Raw genomic sequence first — 21,307 nt, forward strand, 5'->3', positions numbered from 1 at the left:
GCGACGCCTGCCGGCCGGCTCAACGGCGTTCCTGCTTCTGCTTGCACTCCACGCACAGCGTCGCCCGGGGGAAGGCCTGCATCCGCGCCTTGCCGATGGGGTTGCCGCAGTTCTCGCAGAGGCCGTAGGTGCCCGCGTCCAGCCGGCCCAGGGCGCGCTCGGTCTGGTGGAGCATCTCGCGGGCGTTGGAGGCGAGCGCCAGCTCGTGTTCGCGGGTGATGTTCTTGGTGCCGGTGTCGGCCTCGTCGTCGCCCGCTCCGTCCCCGGAGTCGCGCATCAGCCCGGCGATGGCGTCCTCGGCCGAGACGATCTCCAGCCGCAGCCGCGCCGTCTCTTCCATCAGTCCGGTCCGTGCCTCGGTGACCTCTTCGGGCGTCCAGGGGTCCTCGCCGGGCCGTACGGCGAGCTCCCCCGGCGCCGCGGCCACCCGGGCCATGGGCACCGCGGAGTCGTTGCCGTGGGCCTTGGCCGTTGCGGCCGCAGTCTTCTTCGCCACCACCGTCTTGGCTCCCGTCTTCTTAGCGGGCACCGCGGCCGTCTTGGCCGGAGCCTTCTTCGCGGTCTTCTTCGCCGCGGTCTTCCTGGCCGCCGGCTTCTTCGCGGCCGCCTTCTTCGGCGCCGCCCGTCCGTCCGTGGTCTTCCCGGGCGTGGTCGTACCGGCCGCCGTCTTCCTGGCCGCGGCCTTCTTCGGAGCTGCCTTCTTCGGGGCCGTCTTCTTCGCCGCAGGCTGCTTCGCGACGACCTCGTCGGCAGGCGTCGTGCTCTTCTCCGCGGCGGTCTTTTTCGCCACCATGGCCGCGACCCCTTCACATATGTGACTTTGTTCGCGAATCGTGACGGGAACGATAAATCGCTGCACGCCACGCGGCAACGGGACGCACCGCCCTTCGGGACCTGCCACCCGGCCCGGACGTCCGGTCTGCCTCGTTTGTGCCCCGCTGTCCGGCCGGTAATCCGCCCACCGGTGCGGCGCCCTCCCGCTCGCCATTCGGGTCACGGCGTGCGCCCGGCGCCCGTCGCGGCGAACGGCCCCGGCACCGGCCTCGCGCCGGGCGGCCCGGACCCGTCCCGCACGGCCCGGCGCCCTCCCGTACGGAGCCGGCGCCGGCCGCCTCCCCCGGCTGCCGTATATCCGGTCGGCCACTGTCGGTGCGGCCCCGTACACTGGGCCGAGCGAGAGGCATTGACGGGACGAGTAGCGCCGTACGCAGCCAGCAGCGACCCGGGGACGGTGGAAGCCCGGGGGCGTGCACGATGTGAAGATCACCCCGGAGCCGCCGGAAGAAAGCCCGCACAGCACCCGCGAGGCGAGTAGAACCGGCAGCGCGACCCCAATGAGGGGGCGGTGCAGTGGCACCGCCAAGGAGGGTGGTACCGCGGGAGCGCAGGCTCTCGTCCCTCCGGACGGAGAACGCAGCAGGTGTCCGCCGGAGGAAGCCCCCGATGAGTCCGCAGCCCCAGTACCGCCAGGTACCCGCCCAGGTAGACCTCCCCGCCCTCGAGCACGCCGTGCTCGAGTTCTGGCAGGAACAGAAGATCTTCGCCCGTACCCTCCAGCAGTCCGAGGGGCGGCCCGAGTGGGTCTTCTACGAGGGCCCCCCGACCGCCAACGGCATGCCCGGCGCGCACCACATCGAGGCGCGCGTCTTCAAGGACGTCTTCCCCCGGTTCCGCACGATGCAGGGCTACCACGTCGACCGCAAGGCCGGCTGGGACTGCCACGGCCTCCCGGTCGAGCTGGCCGTGGAGAAGGAGCTGGGCTTCAACGGCAAGAAGGACATCGAGGCGTACGGCATCGCCGAGTTCAACGCCAAGTGCCGCGAGTCGGTGACCCGCCACACCGACGCCTTCGCCGAGCTCACGACCCGTATGGGCTACTGGACCGATCTGGACGCCCCGTACCGCACGATGGACCCCGACTACATCGAGTCGGTGTGGTGGTCGCTGAAGGAGATCTTCACCAAGGGTCTGCTGGTCCAGGACCACCGCGTCGCCCCGTGGTGCCCGCGCTGCGGCACCGGCCTGTCGGACCACGAGCTGGCCCAGGGCTACGAGAACGTCGTCGACCCCTCGGTCTTCGTCCGCCTGCCGCTGACGTCCGGCCCGCTGGCCGGCCGCGCCGCGCTGCTGATCTGGACGACCACCCCCTGGACCCTGGTCTCCAACACCGCGGTCGCCGCGCACCCCGACGTCACCTATGTCGTCGCCACCGACGGCAACGAGCAGCTGGTCGTCGCCGAGCCGCTGCTGGAGAAGGCCCTCGGTGAGGGCTGGACCGCCACCGGCGAGTCGTTCACCGGACGCGAGATGGAGCGCTGGGCCTATGAGCGCCCCTTCGGCCTCGTCGAGCTGGCGGGCGCCAATATCGTCGTCAACGCCGAGTACGTCACCACCGATGACGGCACCGGCCTCGTCCACCAGGCCCCGGCCTTCGGTGAGGACGACCTCAAGACCTGCAAGGCGTACGACCTGCCGGTGATCAACCCGGTGCGCCCGGACGGCACCTTCGAGGAGGAACTGCGCCTGGTCGGCGGCCAGTTCTTCAAGAAGGCCGACGAGGCGCTGGTCGCCGACCTCGACGCGCGCGGCCTGCTCTTCCGGCACGTCGCCTACGAGCACAGCTACCCGCACTGCTGGCGCTGCCACACCGCGCTGCTCTACTACGCCCAGCCGTCGTGGTACATCCGCACCACCGCGGTCAAGGACGCCCTGCTGCGGGAGAACGAGAACACCAACTGGTTCCCCGAGTCGGTCAAGCACGGCCGCTTCGGCGACTGGCTGAACAACAACATCGACTGGGCGCTGTCCCGCAACCGCTACTGGGGCACCCCGCTGCCCATCTGGCGCTGCGAGGAGAACCACCTCACCTGCGTCGGCTCGCTCACCGAGCTGACCGAGCTGACCGGCACCGACCAGTCGGACCTGGACCCGCACCGCCCGTACATCGACGCGGTCACCTTCGCCTGCCCGACCTGCCAGGGCACCGCGACCCGCGTCCCCGAGGTCATCGACGCCTGGTACGACTCGGGCTCGATGCCGTTCGCGCAGTGGGGCTACCCGTACCGCAACAAGGAGCTGTTCGAGAAGCGCTACCCGGCGCAGTTCATCTCGGAGGCCATCGACCAGACCCGCGGCTGGTTCTACACCCTGATGGCCGTCGGCACGCTCGTCTTCGACAAGTCCTCGTACGAAAACGTGGTCTGCCTCGGTCACATCCTCGCCGAGGACGGCCGGAAGATGTCCAAGCACCTCGGCAACATCCTCCAGCCGATCCCGCTCATGGACCAGCACGGCGCCGACGCGGTCCGCTGGTTCATGGCGGCCGGCGGCTCCCCCTGGGCCGCCCGCCGGGTGGGCCACGGCACCATCCAGGAAGTCGTCCGCAAGACCCTGCTGACGTACTGGAACACCGTCGCCTTCCAGGCGCTGTACGCCCGTACGTCGAACTGGGCGCCCTCCGCCGCGGACCCGGCCCCGGCCGCCCGGCCGCTGCTGGACCGCTGGCTGCTCGGCGAGCTGAACACGCTGGTCGAGCAGGTCACCGAGTCCCTGGAAGGCTTCGACACCCAGCGCGCCGGCAAGCTCCTCTCCGCCTTCGTCGACGACCTCTCCAACTGGTACGTCCGCCGCTCGCGCCGCCGCTTCTGGCAGGGCGACGCGGCCGCGCTGCGCACCCTGCACGAGGTCATCGAGACGGTCACCCGGCTGATGGCCCCGCTCACCCCGTTCATCACCGAGCGGGTCTGGCAGGACCTGGTCGTCCCGGTCACCCCCGAGGCACCGGACTCCGTCCACCTCGCCGGCTGGCCGGTCGCCGACCGTTCGCTCATCGACCCGGCGCTGTCCGGCCAGATGCAGCTGGTGCGCCGGCTGGTCGAGCTGGGCCGGGCGACCCGCGCCGAGTCGGGCGTGAAGACCCGCCAGCCGCTGTCCCGTGCGCTGGTGGCGGCCCACGGCTTCGCGGGCCTGCCCGAGGACCTGCGGGCACAGATCACCGAGGAGCTGAACGTCAGTTCGCTGGCGGCCCTGTCGGAGGTGGGCGGCTCCCTGGTCGACACCACCGCCAAGGCGAACTTCCGTGCCCTGGGCAAGCGGTTCGGCAAGGGCGTCCAGGCGGTCGCCAAGGCCGTCGCCGCGGCGGACGCCGCCGCCCTCTCGCTCGCCCTGCGCGACGGCACGGCGAGCGTCGAGGTCGACGGGGAGACCGTCTCCCTCGCCCCCGACGAGGTCATCATCACCGAGACCCCGCGCGAGGGCTGGTCGGTGGCGTCCGACGCGGGTGCCACGGTCGCCCTCGACCTGGAGATCACCGCGGAGCTGCGCCGGGCGGGCCTGGCCCGCGATGCGATCCGGCTGATCCAGGAGGCCCGTAAGAACAGCGGCCTGGACGTCGCCGACCGGATCGCCCTGCGCTGGCGGTCCACCGACGAGGAGGTGCGCACGGCGCTGACCGACCACGCCGGCCTGATCTCCGACGAAGTGCTCGCCGACGACTTCACCCCCGGCGAGGCGGACGTTTCCTACGGCCCCGCGTTCACCGACGAGAGCCTGGCCCTCACGTTCCAGCTGCGCAAGGCGTAACCGCACCCGCGGTCACACGGCCTGCCGAAGCCCCCCGGTGCCACCCGCACCGGGGGGCTTCGCCGTTCCCGGAGGACACCCCGGCGAGGACACCCCGGTGTGGACGCCCGGCCCCCGCGCGCAAGTACACACAAAAGGGCCGGGCCCCGAAGGAGTGTTCCCTCGGGGCCCGGCCCTGATTGCCGACTCTGCGCGCTACGCGGACGTCAGTTGTCGTCCTCGTCGATGAGGAAGCCGCGCATCGGCGACGGCGTCTGCTGCATCGGCTGCGGGCTCTGCGGCCGCACCGGAGCCATCGGCTGGGTCATCGCCGGCGACATCTGCTGCTGACCGCCGTAGGACGGACCACCGTTGGACTGGCCGGCCATGGAGTGGTTGCCGCCCATCTGCTGGCCGCCACCCATGGTGTGGTTGCCGCCGCCCATGCTGCCGGCACCGGCCGACGCCATCGACGGCGACGGCGGCAGCGAAGCGGCAGCCGGGGTCCGCGGCGGGGCCAGCGAGTCGTCCGCCTGGTTCTCCAGCTGACGCAGCTGGCTCTCCAGGTAGGACTTCAGCCGCGTGCGGTACTCGCGCTCGAAGCCGCGCAGGTCCTCGACCTTGCGCTCCAGCGTCGCGCGGGCCGACTCCAGCGAGCCCATCGCCACGCGGTGCTTCTCCTGCGCGTCCCGCTCCAGCGCGTCGGCCTTGGCGCGGGCGTCCCGCTCCAGGCCCTCGGCACGGCTGCGCGCCTCGCCGACGATCTTGTTGGCCTCGGAACGGGCCTCCGCGATCGCCTGGTCGGCGGTCTGCTGTGCCAGCGACAGCACGCGCGCCGCGCTGTCACCGCCCGGGCCGCCCTGCTGGCCACCGGGGCCGGGCAGCTGCGGTCCGCCGGGGCCGCCCATCGGGCCGCCCATGGGACCGCCGGGACCCATCGGACCGGGGCCGTGCGGGCCCTGCGGGCCGGGGCCGTGGCCACCGGGACCAGGAGGCAGCTGCGGTGCACCACCAGGCAGTTGGGGAGGGCCACCCATCCCCTGCTGCTGCTGCGGCGGGACCGGCTGCGGACCGGATATGGCAGCGGGCACCGGAGACCCGGGTCGCTGCTGCTGCTCCTGCTGCTGGTCCGGTCCCTTGCGCAGCCCCTGCTGCTGCTGGTTCTGCGCGGCGGCGCGGGTGGCAGCGGCCAGCTTGGCGCGAAGGTCCTCGTTCTCCCGCAGGAGCCGGGTCAGTTCGGCTTCGACCTCATCGAGGAAGGCATCGACCTCGTCCTCGTCATAGCCTTCTCGGAGGCGGACGGTCGTGAACTGCTTGTTCCGCACGTCCTCGGGGGTCAACGGCATCTCTACTTCACCTCAACGTAGTCGTCGGCAATCGGCAAGACCGTATCGTTCACACCAACAACACCGACCTCACGACGGTGATCAGGATGTACACGATGATCATCAATACGAAGAAGGACAGATCGAGCGCCACGCCCCCGAGACGCAGCGGCGGGATTACCCGCCGCAGAAGCTTGAGTGGCGGATCAGTGACAGTGTAGGCGGCCTCAAGAATGACCACCATCGCCTTGCCGGGTTGCCATGAACGGGCGAACTGGAAGACATAGTCCATCACCAGCCGGAAGATCAACACGATCAGGAAGCAGTACAGCGCGATGTAGATCACCTGACCAAAGACACTCATCTCGCGCAGTCCCTCTCCCCTTGCCTTGCTCGTGTGTTGGCCTCACGGCCACGGTGTGCCCGGTGTTGCGTCTCAGCTCTGGTTGAAGAACCCGCCCTCTGCGATACGGGCCTTGTCCTCCGCCGTGACATCGACGTTAGCAGGCGACAACAGGAACACCTTCTGCGTCACCCGCTCGATGCTGCCGTGAAGACCAAACACCAAACCGGCCGCAAAGTCGACAAGTCGCTTCGCATCAGTATCGTCCATCTCCGTGAGATTCATGATCACCGGAGTGCCCTCACGGAAGTGTTCCCCGATGGTACGGGCTTCGTTGTAGGTCCGGGGGTGGAGCGTGGTGATGCGGTAGGGCTCCCGCTCGGACACAACCTTGGGCATGATCACCGGTGCGTTCTTCTCCAGATTCGGACGTTCGGGTGTGATGGATGCCACGGGGGCGATTCGCGCGGGTCGCCCGTTTTCCGCGGTGAGCGGGGCTGGTTCACGTTGCGCCGGAGGTGTCACGGCACGGACGGGTTCCTCCCTTTCGGGGGGAATTTCGGCCTGCACTGGGTGCTGTTGACGCCGCCCCCGGTCGGGCTCCGGGTCAAGCTCGGGCTCGAACTCGTCATCGGGGTCGAACCCCCGGCCGTCGTACCCATCGTCCTCCACGAGGCCGAGGTAGACCGCCATCTTGCGCATCGCGCCGGCCATTCTCTGCGTCCTCCGCTCTGTGGTGGATCGGCTCCGTCACCAGGGGCCTTGGATCCACGCGGCCTGCCCGCTTTTTGCGGGAATGACCATATTTTGTGCTGTGGTCCGACTTGCTTGGCGACGTTACCGGAGCCGTGGTCGGACTCCGAGTACCGCAGTGCCGACGCGCACATGTGTCGCCCCGGCCGCCACGGCCTCTTCGAGGTCCGCGCTCATGCCTGCGGACACCATGGTGGCAGCAGGATGAACCGCGCGCAGGTCGGATGAGATTTCCATGAGCCGCTCGAATGCGGCGAGTTCACGTCCGGCGTACGGCCCGGCCAGCGGGGCGACGGTCATCACCCCGTCCAGCCGCAGGCCCTCGGCACCGGCGACCGCCCCGGCCAGCGCCCCGACCCCGTCGGGCGCCACCCCGCCGCGCGCACCGCGCTCCCCCGCCTCCGCATCGAGCGCCACCTGGATCAGACAGCCCAGTTCACGGCCGGCACGCACCGCCTCTTTGGAGAGGGCGGTCACGAGCCGGGCCCGGTCGACCGATTGCACAATTCCGGCATAACCAGCCACGGAGCGCACCTTGTTGGTCTGGAGCTGCCCAACAAAGTGCCAAGTAAGGGGCAAATCAGCGCATTCAGCGGCCTTGGGCGCGGCTTCCTGGTCGCGGTTCTCCGCGACCTGGCGCACCCCCAGCTCCGCGAGCAACCGGACATCGCTCGCGGGGTAGGTCTTGGTGACCACGATCAGGGTCACCTCGTCACGCGGCCGGCCGGCCCTGGCACATGCGGCGGAGATACGTTCCTCCACCCGGGCCAGGTTCTCGGCCAGTTGCGTCTTGCGGTCGTTGGTCACAGCTCGGCCTCCCCCAGCCGCGGGCCGGGGGTGTCCCCCAGCCATACATAGCTCGCGAGCCGTCCGGTCGTACGGTCGCGCCGGTAAGAGAAGTGGTCGGCGGATTCGCGGGTGCAGATGTGGGAATCCTCACGCACCTGTACGCCCGCCGCGGCGAGTTGGGCCCGTACCCCTGCGGTGACGTCCACCGCGGGAGTGCCCCAGCCGGTCACCGCACGGGCCTCGGGCACCACCGCGGCGACATCGGAGCGCATCGCCTCGGGCACCTCGTAACACCGTCCGCAGATCGCCGGTCCGGTGTACGCGACGGTCCGCGCCGGCACCGCCCCCTGCTGCACCATGGCCTCGACGACCGCCGGGACCACCCCGGCGACCAGACCGGGCCGTCCGGCATGCGCGGCCCCCGCGATCCCGGCGACCGGATCGGCCAGCAGGACCGGAGTGCAGTCGGCGGTCAGCACGGCGAGCGCGAGGCCCCGGCGGCCGGTCACCACCGCGTCGACACCGGGAATGTCGTCGCCGCGCCACGGCCCGTCGACCACCGCGACTTCGCGGCCGTGTACCTGGTGCATCCAGACCACGGCGGCCGGGTCGAGGCCGAGTTCCGCGGCGGCCCGCGCGCGGTTGGCGTAGACGGCCTGCCGGTCGTCGCCGACCGCGCCGCCCAGGTTGAGCTGATCGTACGGAGCGGCGCTCACCCCGCCCCACCTGTCGGTGAAGGCGAAGTGCGCGCCGCTCTCGTGGTGCTGTTGCCCTATCACTTCGGTGCTTTACGTCACTTCAGGAAATCGGGAACGTCCAGTTCCTCGGCCGCGGAGTCCGAGTACGGACGGGCCGGGGGAACCTGCGGAGCGCTCGCCGGAGGCGACGGGACCTCTCCCAGCGAGGAGGAAGAGGAGGACTCGGCCGGAGCCGGCTCCTCGTCGCGTACCGGAACCGAACCCAGTCCGCCGAAGGACGACGAACGGGGCTCCGGCGGGGTGGCCGGACGGCTCGGGGCCGGGGCGGGCTCTTCGCGCTTCGGGGACGACAGCGCCGACTGGGCGTCGCGGCGGGCCGGCGGCTGGCCGCCGTCGAAGCCCGCGGCGATCACCGTCACCCGGACCTCGTCGCCCAGCGCATCGTCGATGACCGCACCGAAGATGATGTTGGCTTCCGGGTGGGCGGCCTCGCTGACCAGCTGTGCGGCCTCGTTGATCTCGAAGAGACCGAGGTCGGAACCGCCGGAGATGGAGAGCAGCACCCCGCGGGCGCCGTCGATGGAGGCCTCCAGGAGCGGCGAGGAGATCGCCATCTCCGCGGCGGCCACCGCACGGTCGTCACCCCGGGCCGAGCCGATGCCCATGAGCGCGGAACCGGCTTCCGACATCACGGACTTGACGTCGGCGAAGTCGAGGTTGATCAGACCCGGTGTGGTGATCAGGTCGGTGATGCCCTGGACACCCGACAGCAGCACCTGGTCCGCGGACTTGAACGCGTCGAGCACGCTCACCTGACGGTCCGAGATGGACAGCAGCCGGTCGTTGGGGATCACGATGAGGGTGTCGACCTCTTCGCGCAGCTGCGCGATGCCGTCCTCGGCCTGGTTGGCGCGCCGGCGGCCCTCGAAGGTGAACGGGCGGGTGACCACACCGATCGTCAGGGCGCCCAGCGAGCGGGCGATGTTGGCGACGACGGGTGCGCCGCCGGTGCCGGTGCCGCCGCCCTCACCCGCGGTCACGAAGACCATGTCGGCCCCCTTGAGGACCTCCTCGATCTCCTCGCGGTGGTCCTCGGCCGCCTTGCGACCCACATCCGGGTTGGCGCCGGCGCCGAGTCCGCGCGTCATTTCGCGGCCGACGTCGAGCTTGACGTCGGCGTCGCTCATCAGCAGCGCCTGCGCATCGGTGTTGATCGCGATGAACTCGACGCCCTTGAGCCCGACCTCGATCATCCGGTTGATGGCGTTCACGCCACCGCCGCCGATGCCGACGACCTTGATGACTGCGAGGTAGTTCTGCGGTGCTGCCACGTCGAAGGCCTCTCGCCTCGAGTTACGTGTCGTCGCCGCACTGCGTGTGGACGCCGACTGATGCCGATGGGACGGTTCGTATCGCCGACCCGAACCCTAACGTTGAAGTTTAGGGTTACCTGTGCCTGTGTTCCTTGGTTCCATAGTCCCTTTGGAACGAGACACTAAGTCGACAAGGCGCGCGCGTTCAACGAACACGCCGAACCTCCCGTTTTTCTTTTCACCCTATGTGATCACCCATAGTCGTAGCCATCCAGGGTGCTGGCCTGCGGCTGCACACGTCAACTCCCGGATACCGCAGGGGCACTGGGGACCGAGACATCGAAGTGGCGCCCGCCGTGTGCCGCTTTCAGCAGCGCGGTCAGCACCTTTGCCTTTTCGGCGCCCTCTTCGCGGCTGCCCCACGCGACCGTGCGGCCGCCGGTCAGTTCGAGGGTGACGGCGTCGTAGGACCGTACACGGACCTTGCGCACGTCCTTGCGCACGGCCGTGGGCAGATCCCGGGTGACCTCGACCGCGGCCCGCCGCAACCGGTCGGCTCCGAACCGGTGCAGACTCGAAGAGTCGGAAACGGTCATTTCCAGAAGCGGAACGCCCCGGGGGGCGGTGCGGACGGTGGCGAACCGGACGCCCTCGGCGTCCACTTCGACAAACTTTCCGCCCCTTCGCATCAGCAGTTCCGGCATCCTTTCGGTCACCTTCAGACCGATTGTGTGCGGCCAGGACCGCTCGACGTCCACGGTCTTGATGCGCGGCAGCCGCGCGCGCAGCCGCCGGGCGAGCGCGTCCGTGTCCACGGAGACCAGCGGCTCGTTCATCGGGGCGCGCGCCGCGGCGATGACCTCGTGCGACGTCAGTACGCGGGTGCCGGTGGCCTCGACGCGGGTCACCCGGAGCCAGTTCGAGGCGTAGAGCGCCCAGACGACGAACGCGCCGAGCAGCACCGCGACGACCGAGATGATGATCAGACTGCGGCGGCCCGGCGCGCGAAGGGGAATGCGCGCCCGTCTCCATCCCGTCGCGCGGGGTGGCGCGGCGGAGGGCGGGCCGGACGGTGACTTCTTCTCGCCGCGTCGGGCGGTTGCCGGTCCGGCCACGCTCCCTGCCTTCTCTCGTGCGCTACTTGTTGTGCTGCGCGATCGCCTCGTACACCATGCCGACCAGCAGCTCATCGGCGTCGCGGCGGCCGAACTCGGAGGCCGCGCGGGACATCTCGTACAGCCGGTGCGGATCGGCCAGGACCGGGAGCACGCTGCTTTGCACCCACTCCGGCGTCAACTGGGCGTCATCGACCAGCAGGCCCCCGCCGGCGTTGACCAGCGGCTGGGCGTTGAGCCGCTGCTCGCCGTTGCCGATGGGCAGCGGGACGAACGCGGCCGGCAGCCCGACGGCGGACAACTCGGCGACGGTCATCGCGCCCGCGCGGCAGAGCATCATGTCGGCCGCGGCGTACGCGAGATCCATCCGGTCCACGTACGGTACCGGGACATAGGGGGGCATCCCGGGCATGTTGTCCGCGTGCGGCAGTTCGTTCTTCGGACCGACCGCGTGCAGCACCTGGATCCCGGCGCGCTGGAGGGCCGGGACGGCGGCCTGGGTGACCTCGTTCAGCCGGCGGGCACCCTGCGAACCACCGGACACCAGCAGAGTCGGGAGGTTGGGGTCGAGCCCGAAGGCGGCCCGCGCCTCGGGGCGGACCGCGGCCCGGTCCAGGGTGGCGATGGTGCGGCGCAGCGGGATGCCGACGTAGCGGGCGCCCCGCAGCTTGCTGTCAGGGGTGCTGACGGCGACGAACTTGGCGTACCGCGAGCCGATCTTGTTGGCCAGGCCGGGGCGGGCGTTGGCCTCGTGGACGATGATCGGCACCCCGAGGCGCTTGGCGGCGAGGTAGCCGGGCAGCGCCACATAGCCGCCGAAGCCGACGACGCAGTCGGCCTTGGTGCGCTCCAGGATCTGCTCGGCGGCCTTGATCGTGCCGCGCAGCCGCCCGGGGACGGTGATCAGCTCGGGGGTGGGCTTGCGCGGCAGCGGGACGGCCGGGATCAGACCCAGCTCATAGCCGCGCTCCGGGACGAGGCGGGTCTCCAGGCCCTTCTCCGTACCGAGTGCCGTGATCCCCACGGTGGGGTCCTGCCTCCGCAGTGCGTCCGCGAGGGCGAGCGCGGGCTCGATGTGGCCGGCGGTCCCCCCACCGGCGAGTACGACATGCACCGAAATTCACCGCTCTCCGGACGGCCGCTTCTTGACGCGCCGTCTCATCGTCTTCCATCTCACCCCAGCCTGCCTTCTGCCGAAGACCGGCTTCCGCGCCGACCGGGCCGACAACGCCGCCCGCGCAGCGGGCTCGTCACGCGCGAAGGCGATCAGCAGCCCGATGGCGAACATCGTCGGCAGCAGGGCCGAACCTCCGTAGGAGAACAGCGGGAGCGGGACACCGGCGATCGGCAACAGGCCGAGCACCGCACCGATGTTGATCACGGCCTGAGCCGTGATCCAGGTGGTCACGCCTCCCGCGGCGTACCGTACGAAGGGGTCCTCCGTGCGTCCGGCCACGCGGATACCCGCATAGCCTAGAGCCGCGAAGAGGGCGAGCACCGACAGCGTCCCCGCCAGACCCAGTTCCTCCCCGGTGATGGCGAAGATGAAGTCGGTGTGCGGTTCGGGGAGTTCTCCCCATTTTTCCATACTGGCGCCGAGACCCGAACCGAAGAATCCGCCGGAGGCCAGTGCGTAGATGCCGTGCACGGCCTGCCAGCACTGGTCGCCGGGGCCCGGATCGGTCGCGCCGATGCAGGCCAGCCGGGACATCCGGTTGGCGCTGGTCTTGATCAGCAGCGCCCCGATCAGCGCGGCGCTGCCCAGTACCCCCACGAACAGCCGGGTCGGCGCACCGGCCAGCCACAGCAGCCCGAAGAGGATCGCCGTGAGAATGATCGCGGTGCCCATGTCGCCGCCGAGCATGATCAGCCCGAGCAGGAGGAACGCCACCGGGATCAGCGGCACCAGCAGATGCTTCCACTGCACCAGCAGCCGCTTGTCCTGTTTGCGGGCCAGCAGATCGGCGCCCCACAGCACCAGCGCGAGCTTGCCGAACTCGCTCGGTTGCATCTGGAAAGGGCCGCCGAGGTTGATCCAGTTCTGGTTGCCGTTGACCGCGACCCCTATGCCCGGAATCTGCACCAGGCACATCAGGAACACGGAGACGGCGAGCAGCGGATAGGCCAGCGTGCGGTGCAGCCGTACGGTCATCCGGGAAGCGGCCAGCAGCAGCCCGCCGCCCAGGACGGCGGCGAGCAGCTGCTTGCGGAAGAAGTACGTCGGGGCGAGGCCGGACTGCAGCGCCTTGATCTGGGACGCCGAGTAGACCATCACCAGCCCCAGGACGGTGATCAGCAGGCTGCCGCCGAGGATCAGGTAGTAGGCGGTCAGCGGGCGGTCCCAGGCCCGTTTGAGGCGGGTGTGGAGCCCCCGGGGGCCGCCCGGTGTGCGGCCGGCGCGCGGCGTGCGCACCGCGGAGGGCCGGCGCGGACGCGACGGGGCCGGCTTCGCCGATCGGGCCGTCATCCTCGTCCCCTCCACAGGTGCGCTCGCCGCCGGCTGACGACGACGACGGGGAGAAACGTCTAGTGATCCCGTGCGGTCAGCTCGCCGACCGCGTCGGCGAAGGCCTCGCCCCGCTCGTTGTAATTGACGAACATGTCCATCGAGGCACAGGCCGGAGCCAGCAGGACGGTGTCGCCGGGCTCGGCCAGGCGGCTCGCTTCCCGGACCGCCTCGGACATCGCCCCAGTGTCGGTCCGGTCGAGGTCGACCACCGGGACATCGGGGGCGTGTCGCGCCAGGGCTTCGCGAATCAGCGCCCGGTCGGCACCGATCAGCACCACACCGCGCAGCCGGGCCGCCGACTTCTGCACCAGCTCGTCGAAGGTCGCGCCCTTGGCGAGGCCGCCGGCGATCCACACGATGTGCTCGTACGCCGCCAACGACGCCTCGGCGGCGTGGGTGTTGGTGGCCTTGGAGTCGTCGACGTAGCGGACGTTGCCGAGGTCCGCTACGTGCTGGATGCGGTGGGCGTCCGGGTGGAAGGCGCGCAGCCCGTCGCGTACGGCGGCGGGGGCCACCCCGAAGGCACGGGCCAGCGCCGCGGCCGCGAGGGCGTTGGCGATGTTGTGCGGGGCCGCGGGCGTGACGTCCGAGACCTCGGCGAGCTCCTGGGCCTGCTGCTGCCGGTTCTCCACGAAGGCGCGGTCGACGAGGATGCCCTCGACGACGCCCACCTGGGAGGGCCCGGGGGTGCCGAGGGTGAAGCCGATGGCGCGGCAGCCTTCCTCGACGTCGGCCGCCCGGACCAGCTCCTCGGTCGCCGGGTCTGCGGCGTTGTAGACGCAGGCGACGGTGTTGCCCTCGTAGATGCGGCCCTTGTCGGCGGCGTAGGCCGCCATGGAACCGTGCCAGTCCAGGTGGTCGGGGGCGAGGTTGAGGACGGCCGCGGAGTGCGCCCGTACCGAGGGCGCCCAGTGCAGCTGGTAGCTGGAGAGCTCGACGGCGAGGACGTCGTACGACGCGCCGTCCGGCTGCCCCTCGCCGAGCACCACATCGACGAGCGGGACGCCGATGTTGCCGACGGCGGCGGTCCGCAGCCCCGCCGCCTGCAGGATCGAGGCCAGCATCCGGACGGTGGTGGTCTTGCCGTTGGTGCCGGTGACCGCCAGCCAGTCGGCGGCATCCGGGCCGCGCAGCCGCCAGGCCAGTTCGACATCGCCCCACACCTCGACGCCCGCCTTTTCGGCCGCGGCGAAGAGCGGGCTGGCCGGCTTCCAGCCCGGGGTGGTGACGACCAGTTCGGTGCCCTCGGGGAGGGTGTCGCCGTCGCCCAGGCGGACGGTGACTCCCAGCTTCTCCAGCTCGGCGGCCTGCGCACGCTCGCGCTCACCGTCGCTGCTGTTGACGACGGTGACGCGGGCGCCGAGGCCGGCCAGGGCGCGGGCGGCGGGAACGCCGCTCACGCCCAGGCCGGCGACGGTGATGCGCCGGCCCGCGAACCCCGCGGGAAATGGGGCCGGGCTCTGCATGGTCACTTTGCCGCCTGCCAGCCGCCGTAGAAGATGCCGAGTCCCACGATGACGCACATGCCCTGGATGATCCAGAACCGGACCACCACAAGGACTTCGGACCACCCCTTGAGTTCGAAGTGGTGCTGGAGTGGCGCCATCCGGAAGACCCGCTTACCGGTGAGCCGGAACGAGCCGACCTGGATGACCACGGACATCGTGATCAGGACGAAGAGACCGCCGAGGATGGCCAGCAGCAGCTCCGTACGGGAGCAGATGGCCAGACCGGCCAGTGCGCCGCCCAGGGCCAGCGAACCGGTGTCCCCCATGAAGATCTTGGCCGGCGAGGTGTTCCACCACAGGAAGCCGAAGCAGGCACCCATCAGGGCCGAGGCGACGACCGCGAGGTCGAGTGGGTCGCGGACCTCGTAACAGCCCGGTCCCGCGGTGATCTGGTTGGCGCACGACTCCTGGTGCTGCCAGATGCCGATGAACGTGTACGCGCCGAAGACCATCACCGAGGCGCCGGTGGCGAGGCCGTCGAGGCCGTCGGTGAGGTTCACGCCGTTGGACATCGCCAGGATCATGAACAGGGCCCAGATCACGAAGATCACCGGGCCGATCTGCCAGCCGAAGTCCTGGGTGAAGGAGAGCCGGTCGGACGCCGGGGTCTGCCCGCGCAGATCGGCGAACTGCAGGGAGAGCACGGCGAAGGCGATGCCGACGATCAGCTGGCCGGCCATCTTGGCCTTGGCACGCAGGCCCAGCGAACGCTGCTTGACGATCTTGATGTAGTCGTCGAGGAAGCCGACCAGGCCCATGCCCGCCATCAGGAACAGCACCAGCACACCGGAGAAGGTGGGGTCACTGCTCGTGATGACCTTGGTCAGCACGTAGGCGATGATCGTGGCCAGGATGAAGGCGATACCACCCATGGTGGGCGTACCGCGTTTGCTGTGGTGATCGCGCGGGCCGTCATCGCGGATGAACTGCCCGTATCCCTTTTTGGCCAGCAGCTTGATCAGCAGCGGGGTGCCGATCAGGGTCAGGAAGAGCCCGATCATTCCGGAGAAGAGGATCTGCTTCATCGAGTTCATCGGGACGCGGCTCCACCCTCGGCGCCGGCGGCGCCCTCAGCGCCCGCAATGCCCCCGTCGTCCAGCAATGCTGCGGCCACCCGCTCCAGCCCCACCGACCTGGACGCCTTCACCAGCACGACGTCTCCCGGTCGCAGCTCGCTGCGCAACAGGTCGACCGCCGCCCGCGCGTCGGACACGTGCACCGACTCCTCACCCCACGAACCCTCGTTCTTGGCGCCCATGTCGAGCCAGGCCGCTTCCCTGCCGCCGACTGCCACGAGCTTGCTGACGTTGAGCCGGACGACCAGCCGCCCGACCGCGTCGTGTTCGGCGAGCGACTCCCCGCCGAGCTCGGCCATCTCACCGAGCACCGCCCACGTGCGACCGCCCTTCGCCTTGGCGGCTGCGCCCATGGCGACCAGCGCTCGCAGCGCCGCTCGCATGGACTCGGGGTTCGCGTTGTAGGCGTCGTTGACGACCGTCACGCCGTCCGCGCGCTCGGTGACCTCCATACGCCAGCGGGAGAGCGTGCCGGCTTCGGAGAGCGCGGTGGCGATCTCGTCCACGGACATGCCCAACTCATGGGCGACGGCGGCCGCGGCGAGCGCGTTCGACACGTGGTGCTCACCGTACAGCCGCATGGTCACATCACTGCACCCGGAGGGTGTGTGAAGCGTGAAGGAGGGCTGTCCGGACTCCGTGATCCGGACATTCTCGGCACGTACGGCGGCGTCCGCGGCCTCACCGAACAAGATCGTGCGGGCCTTCGTCCGGGGGACCATGGCACGCACATACGGGTCGTCGGCGTTGAGCACCGCGACCCCGCCGTCCTCGGCCGCGGGCAGCTCCTCGACGAGTTCGCCCTTCGCCAGGGCGATCTGCTCCCGGCCGCCGAACTCGCCGATGTGCGCGCTGCCGACGTTGAGCACCACACCGATCCTCGGCGGGGTCAGCCCGGCGAGGTAGCGGATGTGGCCGACGCCGCGGGCACCCATCTCCAGGACGAGGTGACGGGTGGTCTCATCGGCGCGCAGCGCGGTCAGCGGCAGCCCGATCTCGTTGTTGAGGTTGCCCTCCGGCCAGACCGTCGGGCCGGTGCGCTGCAGCAGCTGGGCGATCAGGTCCTTGGTGCTGGTCTTGCCGGCCGAGCCGGTGAGGCCGACGACGGTGGTGCCCAGCCGCTCGACGACGGCGCGGGCGAGCGCGCCGAGGGCGGCGACCACGTCGTCGACGACGATCGCGGGGACACCGACGGGGCGGGCGGCCAGGACGGCCACCGCGCCCGCCTCGACGGCACCCGCCGCGAAGTCGTGGCCGTCGGCACGGTCACCGGCGAAGGCCACGAAGAGCGCGCCGGGGCACACCGCGCGGGAGTCCGCCACGACCGGTCCGGTCACCCGGCGGCCGTCGTCCGGTATGTCGTGCTGCCGGCCGCCGACGATGCTCGCGATCTCGGCGAGCGACAGGGAGATCACAGGTCACCCCCGGCGAGGGGCGGGCGGTGACGGTAAAGGGGTTGTGCGCGCATGGCGGTGTGTCATCCCTGGTGGTTCGGCTGCGGTGACGGCTGCGACTGCTGTGACTTCAGCGAGCCCTCGATGGCATCGCGCAGCACCTGGCGGTCGTCGAAGGGGCGTACCACTCCGGCGATGTCCTGGCCCTGCTCGTGGCCCTTGCCCGCGACGATCACGGTGTCGCCGGGCTCGGCGCGGGCGACGGCGGCGGCGATGGCGGTGGCCCGCTCTTCCTCGACCAGCACCGTGCCGCGTTCGTGGATGGGGACCTCCGCGGCGCCCGCGAGCATGGTGGCGAGGATCGAGAGCGGGTCCTCGCCACGCGGGTTGTCGGAGGTCAGGATGGCCGTGTCGGCGAGCCGGGCCACCGCGGCGCCCATCGGGCCGCGCTTGTGCGGGTCGCGGTCGCCGCCGCAGCCGAGGACGGCGTGCAGCTTGCCGTCGGTGACCTTGCGCAGCGCGCGCAGAACCGATTCGACGGCGTCGGTCTTGTGGGCGTAGTCGACGACCGCCAGGTACGGCTGGCCTGCGTCGATGCGCTCCAGGCGGCCGGGGACGCCGGGCACCGCGGCGACGCCGTCGGCCGCGGTCTGCGGGTCGATGCCGGCGACGACCAGCGAGACGATCGCGGCGAGCGCGTTGGCGACGTTGAACGGGCCGGCGATCGGTGAGGCGGCGCGCAGGGTCCGGCCGTCCGGGCCGTGCACGGTGAAGGTCGAGCCGAGCGCGCCGACCTCGACGTCCGAGGCCCGCCAGTCGGCGTCCGGGTGGCCCTCGGCGGAGAAGGTGGTGACCGGGACCTCGGACTCGCCCTCGGCCAGCCGCTTGCCGTAGTCGTCGTCGAGGTTGACGACGCCGGCCCGGCTGCGGGCCTTGGTGAACAGCTGGGCCTTGGCCTGGAAGTAGTCCTCCATCCCGGAGTGGAACTCCATGTGCTCCGGGCTGAGGTTGTTGAAGATCGCGACGTCGAAGACGCAGCCGTCGACCCGGCCGAGGACCAGGGCGTGACTGGAGACCTCCATGGCCACGGCGCGGACGCCGCGCTCGCGCATCACGGCGAACAGCGCCTGCAGGTCGGTGGCCTCGGGGGTGGTGCGCTCGGACTTGATCCGCTCGTCGCCGATACGGGTCTCGACGGTGCCGATCAGACCGGTCAGTCCCCCGTCGGCGCGCTTCGCGGCGGCCGCCCGCAGCCCGCCCTCGATGAGGTAGGCGGTGGTGGTCTTGCCGGAGGTGCCGGTGATGCCGATCTGGAGCAGGTCCTCGCCCGGCGCGCCGTAGATCGAGACGGCCAGGGAGCCCATCCGGGCGCGCGGGTTCTCGACGACGAGGGCCGGCAGGCCGGTCGCCGCGGCGCGCTCGGCGCCCGACGGGTCGGTCAGGATCGCCGCGGCGCCGAGGTCGGCGGCCTGGGCGACGAAGTCGGCGCCGTGCAGACGGGCGCCGGGCAGCGCGGCATAGACGTCGCCGGGGCGGACCGCACGGGAGTCATGGGTGATGCCGGTGACCATCACTGGCTGCGCGGCGGCAGCCGCTCCGGTGGAGCCGGTGCCTGCACCGGGCCGGCCGGGTTCCGGGGCGGGGCATCCCAGCTGCTCGGCGAGGTCCGCCAGAGGGGTGGGGCGGACCGTTTCAGGGCGCGGGGCTCCCGGGTAGGTGCCGGGCCCGCCCTTCTCGGCGTGCTGGGCTTTCGGGGACTGATCAGCGTGTGACACGGCGGTGAGCGTACCGGGCACCACCGGCCCGGGGCGAAGTGAGGGCCGTGGGGAGGAGCAGTTTCCCGCGATGGGGGTGCCGTCGGGGGTGCCGTCGGGAGTGATGGTCGTCACGGCGGAATTGCCTCGATTTCATTGGCCTGGCGTGAAGGTGACCGGCAGCCGCGGGGGCTTGGCACCGGTCGGCGGGACCTGGAGGGTTTTCAGCGCGAAGGCCATGACCTGCTGGTAGATCGGGCCACAGACCTGGCCGCCGAAGTAGCTGCCCGTGGTGGGGTTCTGCACGGCGCAGTAGACCGTGATGCGGGGCTTGTCGGCGGGTGCGAAGCCGGCGAAGGACGCGGTGTAGCCGTGGTAGCGGCCGGTTTGGGGGTCCACCCGGTTGGACGTTCCGGTTTTGCCGCCGACGCGGTAGCCGTCGATCTTCGCCTTCGCTCCGGTGCCCTCCTCGTCGTCGACCACCGATTCGAGCATGGTGGCGAGGGTGCGCGCGGTCTCGGGGCTGACCACGCGGTCCCTGCCGGGCTTGGGCGCCGGTGCGTAGTGGCCGTCGGGTCCGGTGCTGCCGCGGACCAGTGTGGGGGCGATGCGCTCGCCCCCGTTGGCGATCGTGGAGTACACCGAGGCCGCCTGTACGGCGTTGAGGGACAGCCCCTGGCCGAACGGGATGGTGAACTGCTGTGAGGTGTTCCAGTCCTGCGGCTTGGCCAGGATGCCGTCGGTCTCCCCGGGGAAGCCGAGGCCGGTCGGCTTCCCGATACCGAACTTCCGCAGGTACGAGTAGAGGACCTGGTTGGCCTGGGCCTGGGTCTTGCCGAGCTGGCCGGCGGCGAGGATCGTGCCGATGTTGCTGGACTTGGCGAGCACGCCGTTGAGCGTCAGATGCCAGGTGGCGTGGTCGACGTCGTCCGCGAACAGCCGGTCGCCGCGGTGCAGCCGGTTGGGCACGGTGACGCGGGTGGCGGACGTGGCGACGCCCTCCTCCAGGACGGCGGCCATCGACATCAGCTTGCTGGTGGACCCCGGCTCGAAGGCGTCGGACAGCGCGGCGTTGCCCAGCGCCTCCGGATCGGCCTTCGACACCTCGTTGGGGTCGAACCCGGGCGCGTTGGCGAGCGCCAGGATCTCTCCGGTGCGGGTGTCCTGGACGACGACGTAGCCGCGGTCGGCGTTCGACTTGGCGACCTGCTCGGTGATGGCCTGCTGGGCGGCCCACTGGATGTCGCGGTCGAGGGTGAGCTCGACGTCGCTGCCGGGGACGGCGGGATGTTCCTGGGTGTCGGCGGTGGGCACCCGGCGGCCGCCGGACTGGGCGTAGACGAGCTTGCCGTCCTTGCCCGCCAGCTGCTTGTTCAGCAGCGCCTCCAGGCCGCCGCCGCCCTTGCCGGCCCCGTTGACGAAGCCGAGGACGCCGGAGGCGAGGTCCTTGTTCGGGTAGAGGCGCTTGCTGTGTTTGTCGGCGAAGATCCCGACCAGGACGTCGGGGCGGGGCGCGCTCTTGGGGGCGGCGGCCGCCTTGGCGTCGAGGCCGGCGCGCAGGTCCTTGATCCGCTTCCAGACCTGCGGGGCGCGCTGCCGGGCGAGCAGGACGTAGCGCGCCTTGGGCTGGTCGAGCTTGGCGGCGAGGGTGGCCCTGTCCTCGCCGAGGATCGGCGCGAGCAGCGCGGCGGCCCGCTGCGGAGCGTCGTGGATCTTGGTCTTGGCGGGCGCCAGCAGGCTCGGGTCGGCGGTGATGTCGTACGCGTCGACGGTGGTGGCGAGGTCCACGCCGTTGCGGTCGGTGATCGCACCGCGCTCGGCGGCCAGCTTGACCGGTACATAGCGGTTCTCGTTGGCCTTGGCGGCGAAGGCCCCGGCGTCCACGGCCTGCACCTGGAAGAGGCGTACGACGAAGACCAGCATCACCAGCGTCAGCGCGAGGGAGACCAGCCGCAGCCGGGGGCGCGGGCTGCCCAGGCGGAGCGCCGGGGACCCCGGGCGGGGGCGCACGGGGCGGCGGGCGGGGGGCCGGGGACCAGGCCGGGGCGCGGGGCGTCCGGCGGGCGGGCGGCCGCCCCGGCCACCGGCCTGGCCGCCTCGGCCGCCCGCCTGGCCGCCGCGCTGGGCGGGGCGCGGCACCCGGCGGGGGTCCCTGGGCTCGGTCATGCCG

Annotated in this window: 16 protein-coding genes; 1 reads left to right on the forward strand and 15 read right to left on the reverse strand. The window is 70.9% G+C overall.

The window, feature by feature from the left end; all coding sequences use genetic code 11:
• Positions 1-19: 19 nt before the first annotated feature.
• On the reverse strand, positions 20-793 hold the full coding sequence (locus ABZ851_RS20545; protein ID WP_361129402.1) for a TraR/DksA C4-type zinc finger protein: 774 nt from the start codon (positions 791-793) through the stop codon (positions 20-22).
• 650 nt (positions 794-1,443) lie between these two features.
• On the opposite strand from ABZ851_RS20545, the gene ileS reads away from it, so the two are divergent.
• Positions 1,444-4,581, forward strand: coding sequence for an isoleucine--tRNA ligase (ileS, locus tag ABZ851_RS20550; RefSeq protein ID WP_361129405.1), 3,138 nt, complete (start codon positions 1,444-1,446; stop codon positions 4,579-4,581).
• Between the two features lie 206 nt (positions 4,582-4,787).
• Here the strand turns inward: ileS and ABZ851_RS20555 are convergent, their stop codons facing one another.
• From ABZ851_RS20555 to ABZ851_RS20620, 14 genes are all read right to left on the reverse strand, one after another.
• A complete protein-coding gene (locus ABZ851_RS20555) occupies positions 4,788-5,906 on the reverse strand; it encodes a DivIVA domain-containing protein (RefSeq protein ID WP_129296869.1) in 1,119 nt (372 codons plus the stop codon).
• A 49-nt stretch (positions 5,907-5,955) separates the two neighbouring features.
• Positions 5,956-6,249, reverse strand: a complete 294-nt coding sequence (locus ABZ851_RS20560) for a YggT family protein (RefSeq protein WP_042162056.1) — start codon at positions 6,247-6,249, stop codon at positions 5,956-5,958.
• A gap of 72 nt (positions 6,250-6,321) precedes the next feature.
• On the reverse strand, positions 6,322-6,942 hold the full coding sequence (gene sepF / locus ABZ851_RS20565) for a cell division protein SepF (protein ID WP_086719191.1): 621 nt from the start codon (positions 6,940-6,942) through the stop codon (positions 6,322-6,324).
• Between the two features lie 123 nt (positions 6,943-7,065).
• On the reverse strand, positions 7,066-7,788 hold the full coding sequence (locus ABZ851_RS20570) for a YggS family pyridoxal phosphate-dependent enzyme (RefSeq protein ID WP_361129410.1): 723 nt from the start codon (positions 7,786-7,788) through the stop codon (positions 7,066-7,068).
• Complete coding sequence (gene pgeF / locus ABZ851_RS20575) at positions 7,785-8,549, reverse strand: peptidoglycan editing factor PgeF (RefSeq protein ID WP_361129413.1); 765 nt, start codon at positions 8,547-8,549, stop codon at positions 7,785-7,787. The genes ABZ851_RS20570 and pgeF overlap by 4 nt, the downstream gene beginning before the upstream one ends.
• A gap of 14 nt (positions 8,550-8,563) precedes the next feature.
• Positions 8,564-9,799: a cell division protein FtsZ gene (gene ftsZ, locus ABZ851_RS20580; RefSeq protein WP_088797238.1), complete on the reverse strand. Its 1,236-nt coding sequence runs from the start codon at positions 9,797-9,799 to the stop codon at positions 8,564-8,566.
• A gap of 281 nt (positions 9,800-10,080) precedes the next feature.
• Positions 10,081-10,896 carry an FtsQ-type POTRA domain-containing protein gene (locus ABZ851_RS20585; protein WP_361129416.1) on the reverse strand — a complete coding sequence of 272 codons (816 nt, stop codon included), beginning with the start codon at positions 10,894-10,896 and terminating at the stop codon, positions 10,081-10,083.
• Between the two features lie 22 nt (positions 10,897-10,918).
• Entirely contained in the window at positions 10,919-12,010 is a 1,092-nt protein-coding gene (gene murG, locus ABZ851_RS20590; RefSeq protein ID WP_088797240.1) for an undecaprenyldiphospho-muramoylpentapeptide beta-N-acetylglucosaminyltransferase, read from the reverse strand.
• Positions 12,011-12,016: 6 nt separating this feature from the next.
• Complete coding sequence (ftsW, locus tag ABZ851_RS20595) at positions 12,017-13,363, reverse strand: putative lipid II flippase FtsW (RefSeq protein ID WP_088797241.1); 1,347 nt, start codon at positions 13,361-13,363, stop codon at positions 12,017-12,019.
• A gap of 59 nt (positions 13,364-13,422) precedes the next feature.
• Positions 13,423-14,871 carry a UDP-N-acetylmuramoyl-L-alanine--D-glutamate ligase gene (murD, locus tag ABZ851_RS20600; protein ID WP_361129572.1) on the reverse strand — a complete coding sequence of 483 codons (1,449 nt, stop codon included), beginning with the start codon at positions 14,869-14,871 and terminating at the stop codon, positions 13,423-13,425.
• A gap of 2 nt (positions 14,872-14,873) precedes the next feature.
• A complete protein-coding gene (mraY, locus tag ABZ851_RS20605; RefSeq protein ID WP_088801983.1) occupies positions 14,874-15,938 on the reverse strand; it encodes a phospho-N-acetylmuramoyl-pentapeptide-transferase in 1,065 nt (354 codons plus the stop codon).
• Between the two features lie 5 nt (positions 15,939-15,943).
• Complete coding sequence (murF, locus tag ABZ851_RS20610) at positions 15,944-17,404, reverse strand: UDP-N-acetylmuramoyl-tripeptide--D-alanyl-D-alanine ligase (RefSeq protein ID WP_361129420.1); 1,461 nt, start codon at positions 17,402-17,404, stop codon at positions 15,944-15,946.
• 62 nt (positions 17,405-17,466) lie between these two features.
• A complete protein-coding gene (locus tag ABZ851_RS20615; protein ID WP_361129576.1) occupies positions 17,467-19,230 on the reverse strand; it encodes a UDP-N-acetylmuramoyl-L-alanyl-D-glutamate--2,6-diaminopimelate ligase in 1,764 nt (587 codons plus the stop codon).
• Positions 19,231-19,290: 60 nt separating this feature from the next.
• The gene (locus ABZ851_RS20620; protein WP_361129423.1) at positions 19,291-21,303 is read right to left on the reverse strand and encodes a penicillin-binding protein 2; all 2,013 of its coding nucleotides are present in this window, start codon (positions 21,301-21,303) and stop codon (positions 19,291-19,293) included.
• Positions 21,304-21,307 lie beyond the last annotated feature (4 nt).

Origin of the sequence: Streptomyces sp. NPDC047049 (assembly GCF_040643995.1) — a bacterium.
In the GTDB taxonomy this organism is placed as follows: domain Bacteria; phylum Actinomycetota; class Actinomycetes; order Streptomycetales; family Streptomycetaceae; genus Streptomyces; species Streptomyces mooreae.

Excerpts from the sequence above, each read along its gene's own strand:
- sepF (WP_086719191.1), bottom strand. The coding sequence starts at position 6,942 with ATGGCCGGCGCGATGCGCAAGATGGCGGTCTACCTCGGCCTCGTGGAG.
- ftsW (WP_088797241.1), bottom strand. The coding sequence starts at position 13,363 with ATGACGGCCCGATCGGCGAAGCCGGCCCCGTCGCGTCCGCGCCGGCCC.
- ileS (WP_361129405.1), top strand. The coding sequence starts at position 1,444 with ATGAGTCCGCAGCCCCAGTACCGCCAGGTACCCGCCCAGGTAGACCTC.
- ABZ851_RS20555 (WP_129296869.1), bottom strand. The coding sequence starts at position 5,906 with ATGCCGTTGACCCCCGAGGACGTGCGGAACAAGCAGTTCACGACCGTC.
- mraY (WP_088801983.1), bottom strand. The coding sequence starts at position 15,938 with ATGAAGCAGATCCTCTTCTCCGGAATGATCGGGCTCTTCCTGACCCTG.
- ABZ851_RS20620 (WP_361129423.1), bottom strand. The coding sequence starts at position 21,303 with ATGACCGAGCCCAGGGACCCCCGCCGGGTGCCGCGCCCCGCCCAGCGC.
- ABZ851_RS20545 (WP_361129402.1), bottom strand. The coding sequence starts at position 793 with ATGGTGGCGAAAAAGACCGCCGCGGAGAAGAGCACGACGCCTGCCGAC.
- murD (WP_361129572.1), bottom strand. The coding sequence starts at position 14,871 with ATGCAGAGCCCGGCCCCATTTCCCGCGGGGTTCGCGGGCCGGCGCATC.
- ABZ851_RS20560 (WP_042162056.1), bottom strand. The coding sequence starts at position 6,249 with ATGAGTGTCTTTGGTCAGGTGATCTACATCGCGCTGTACTGCTTCCTG.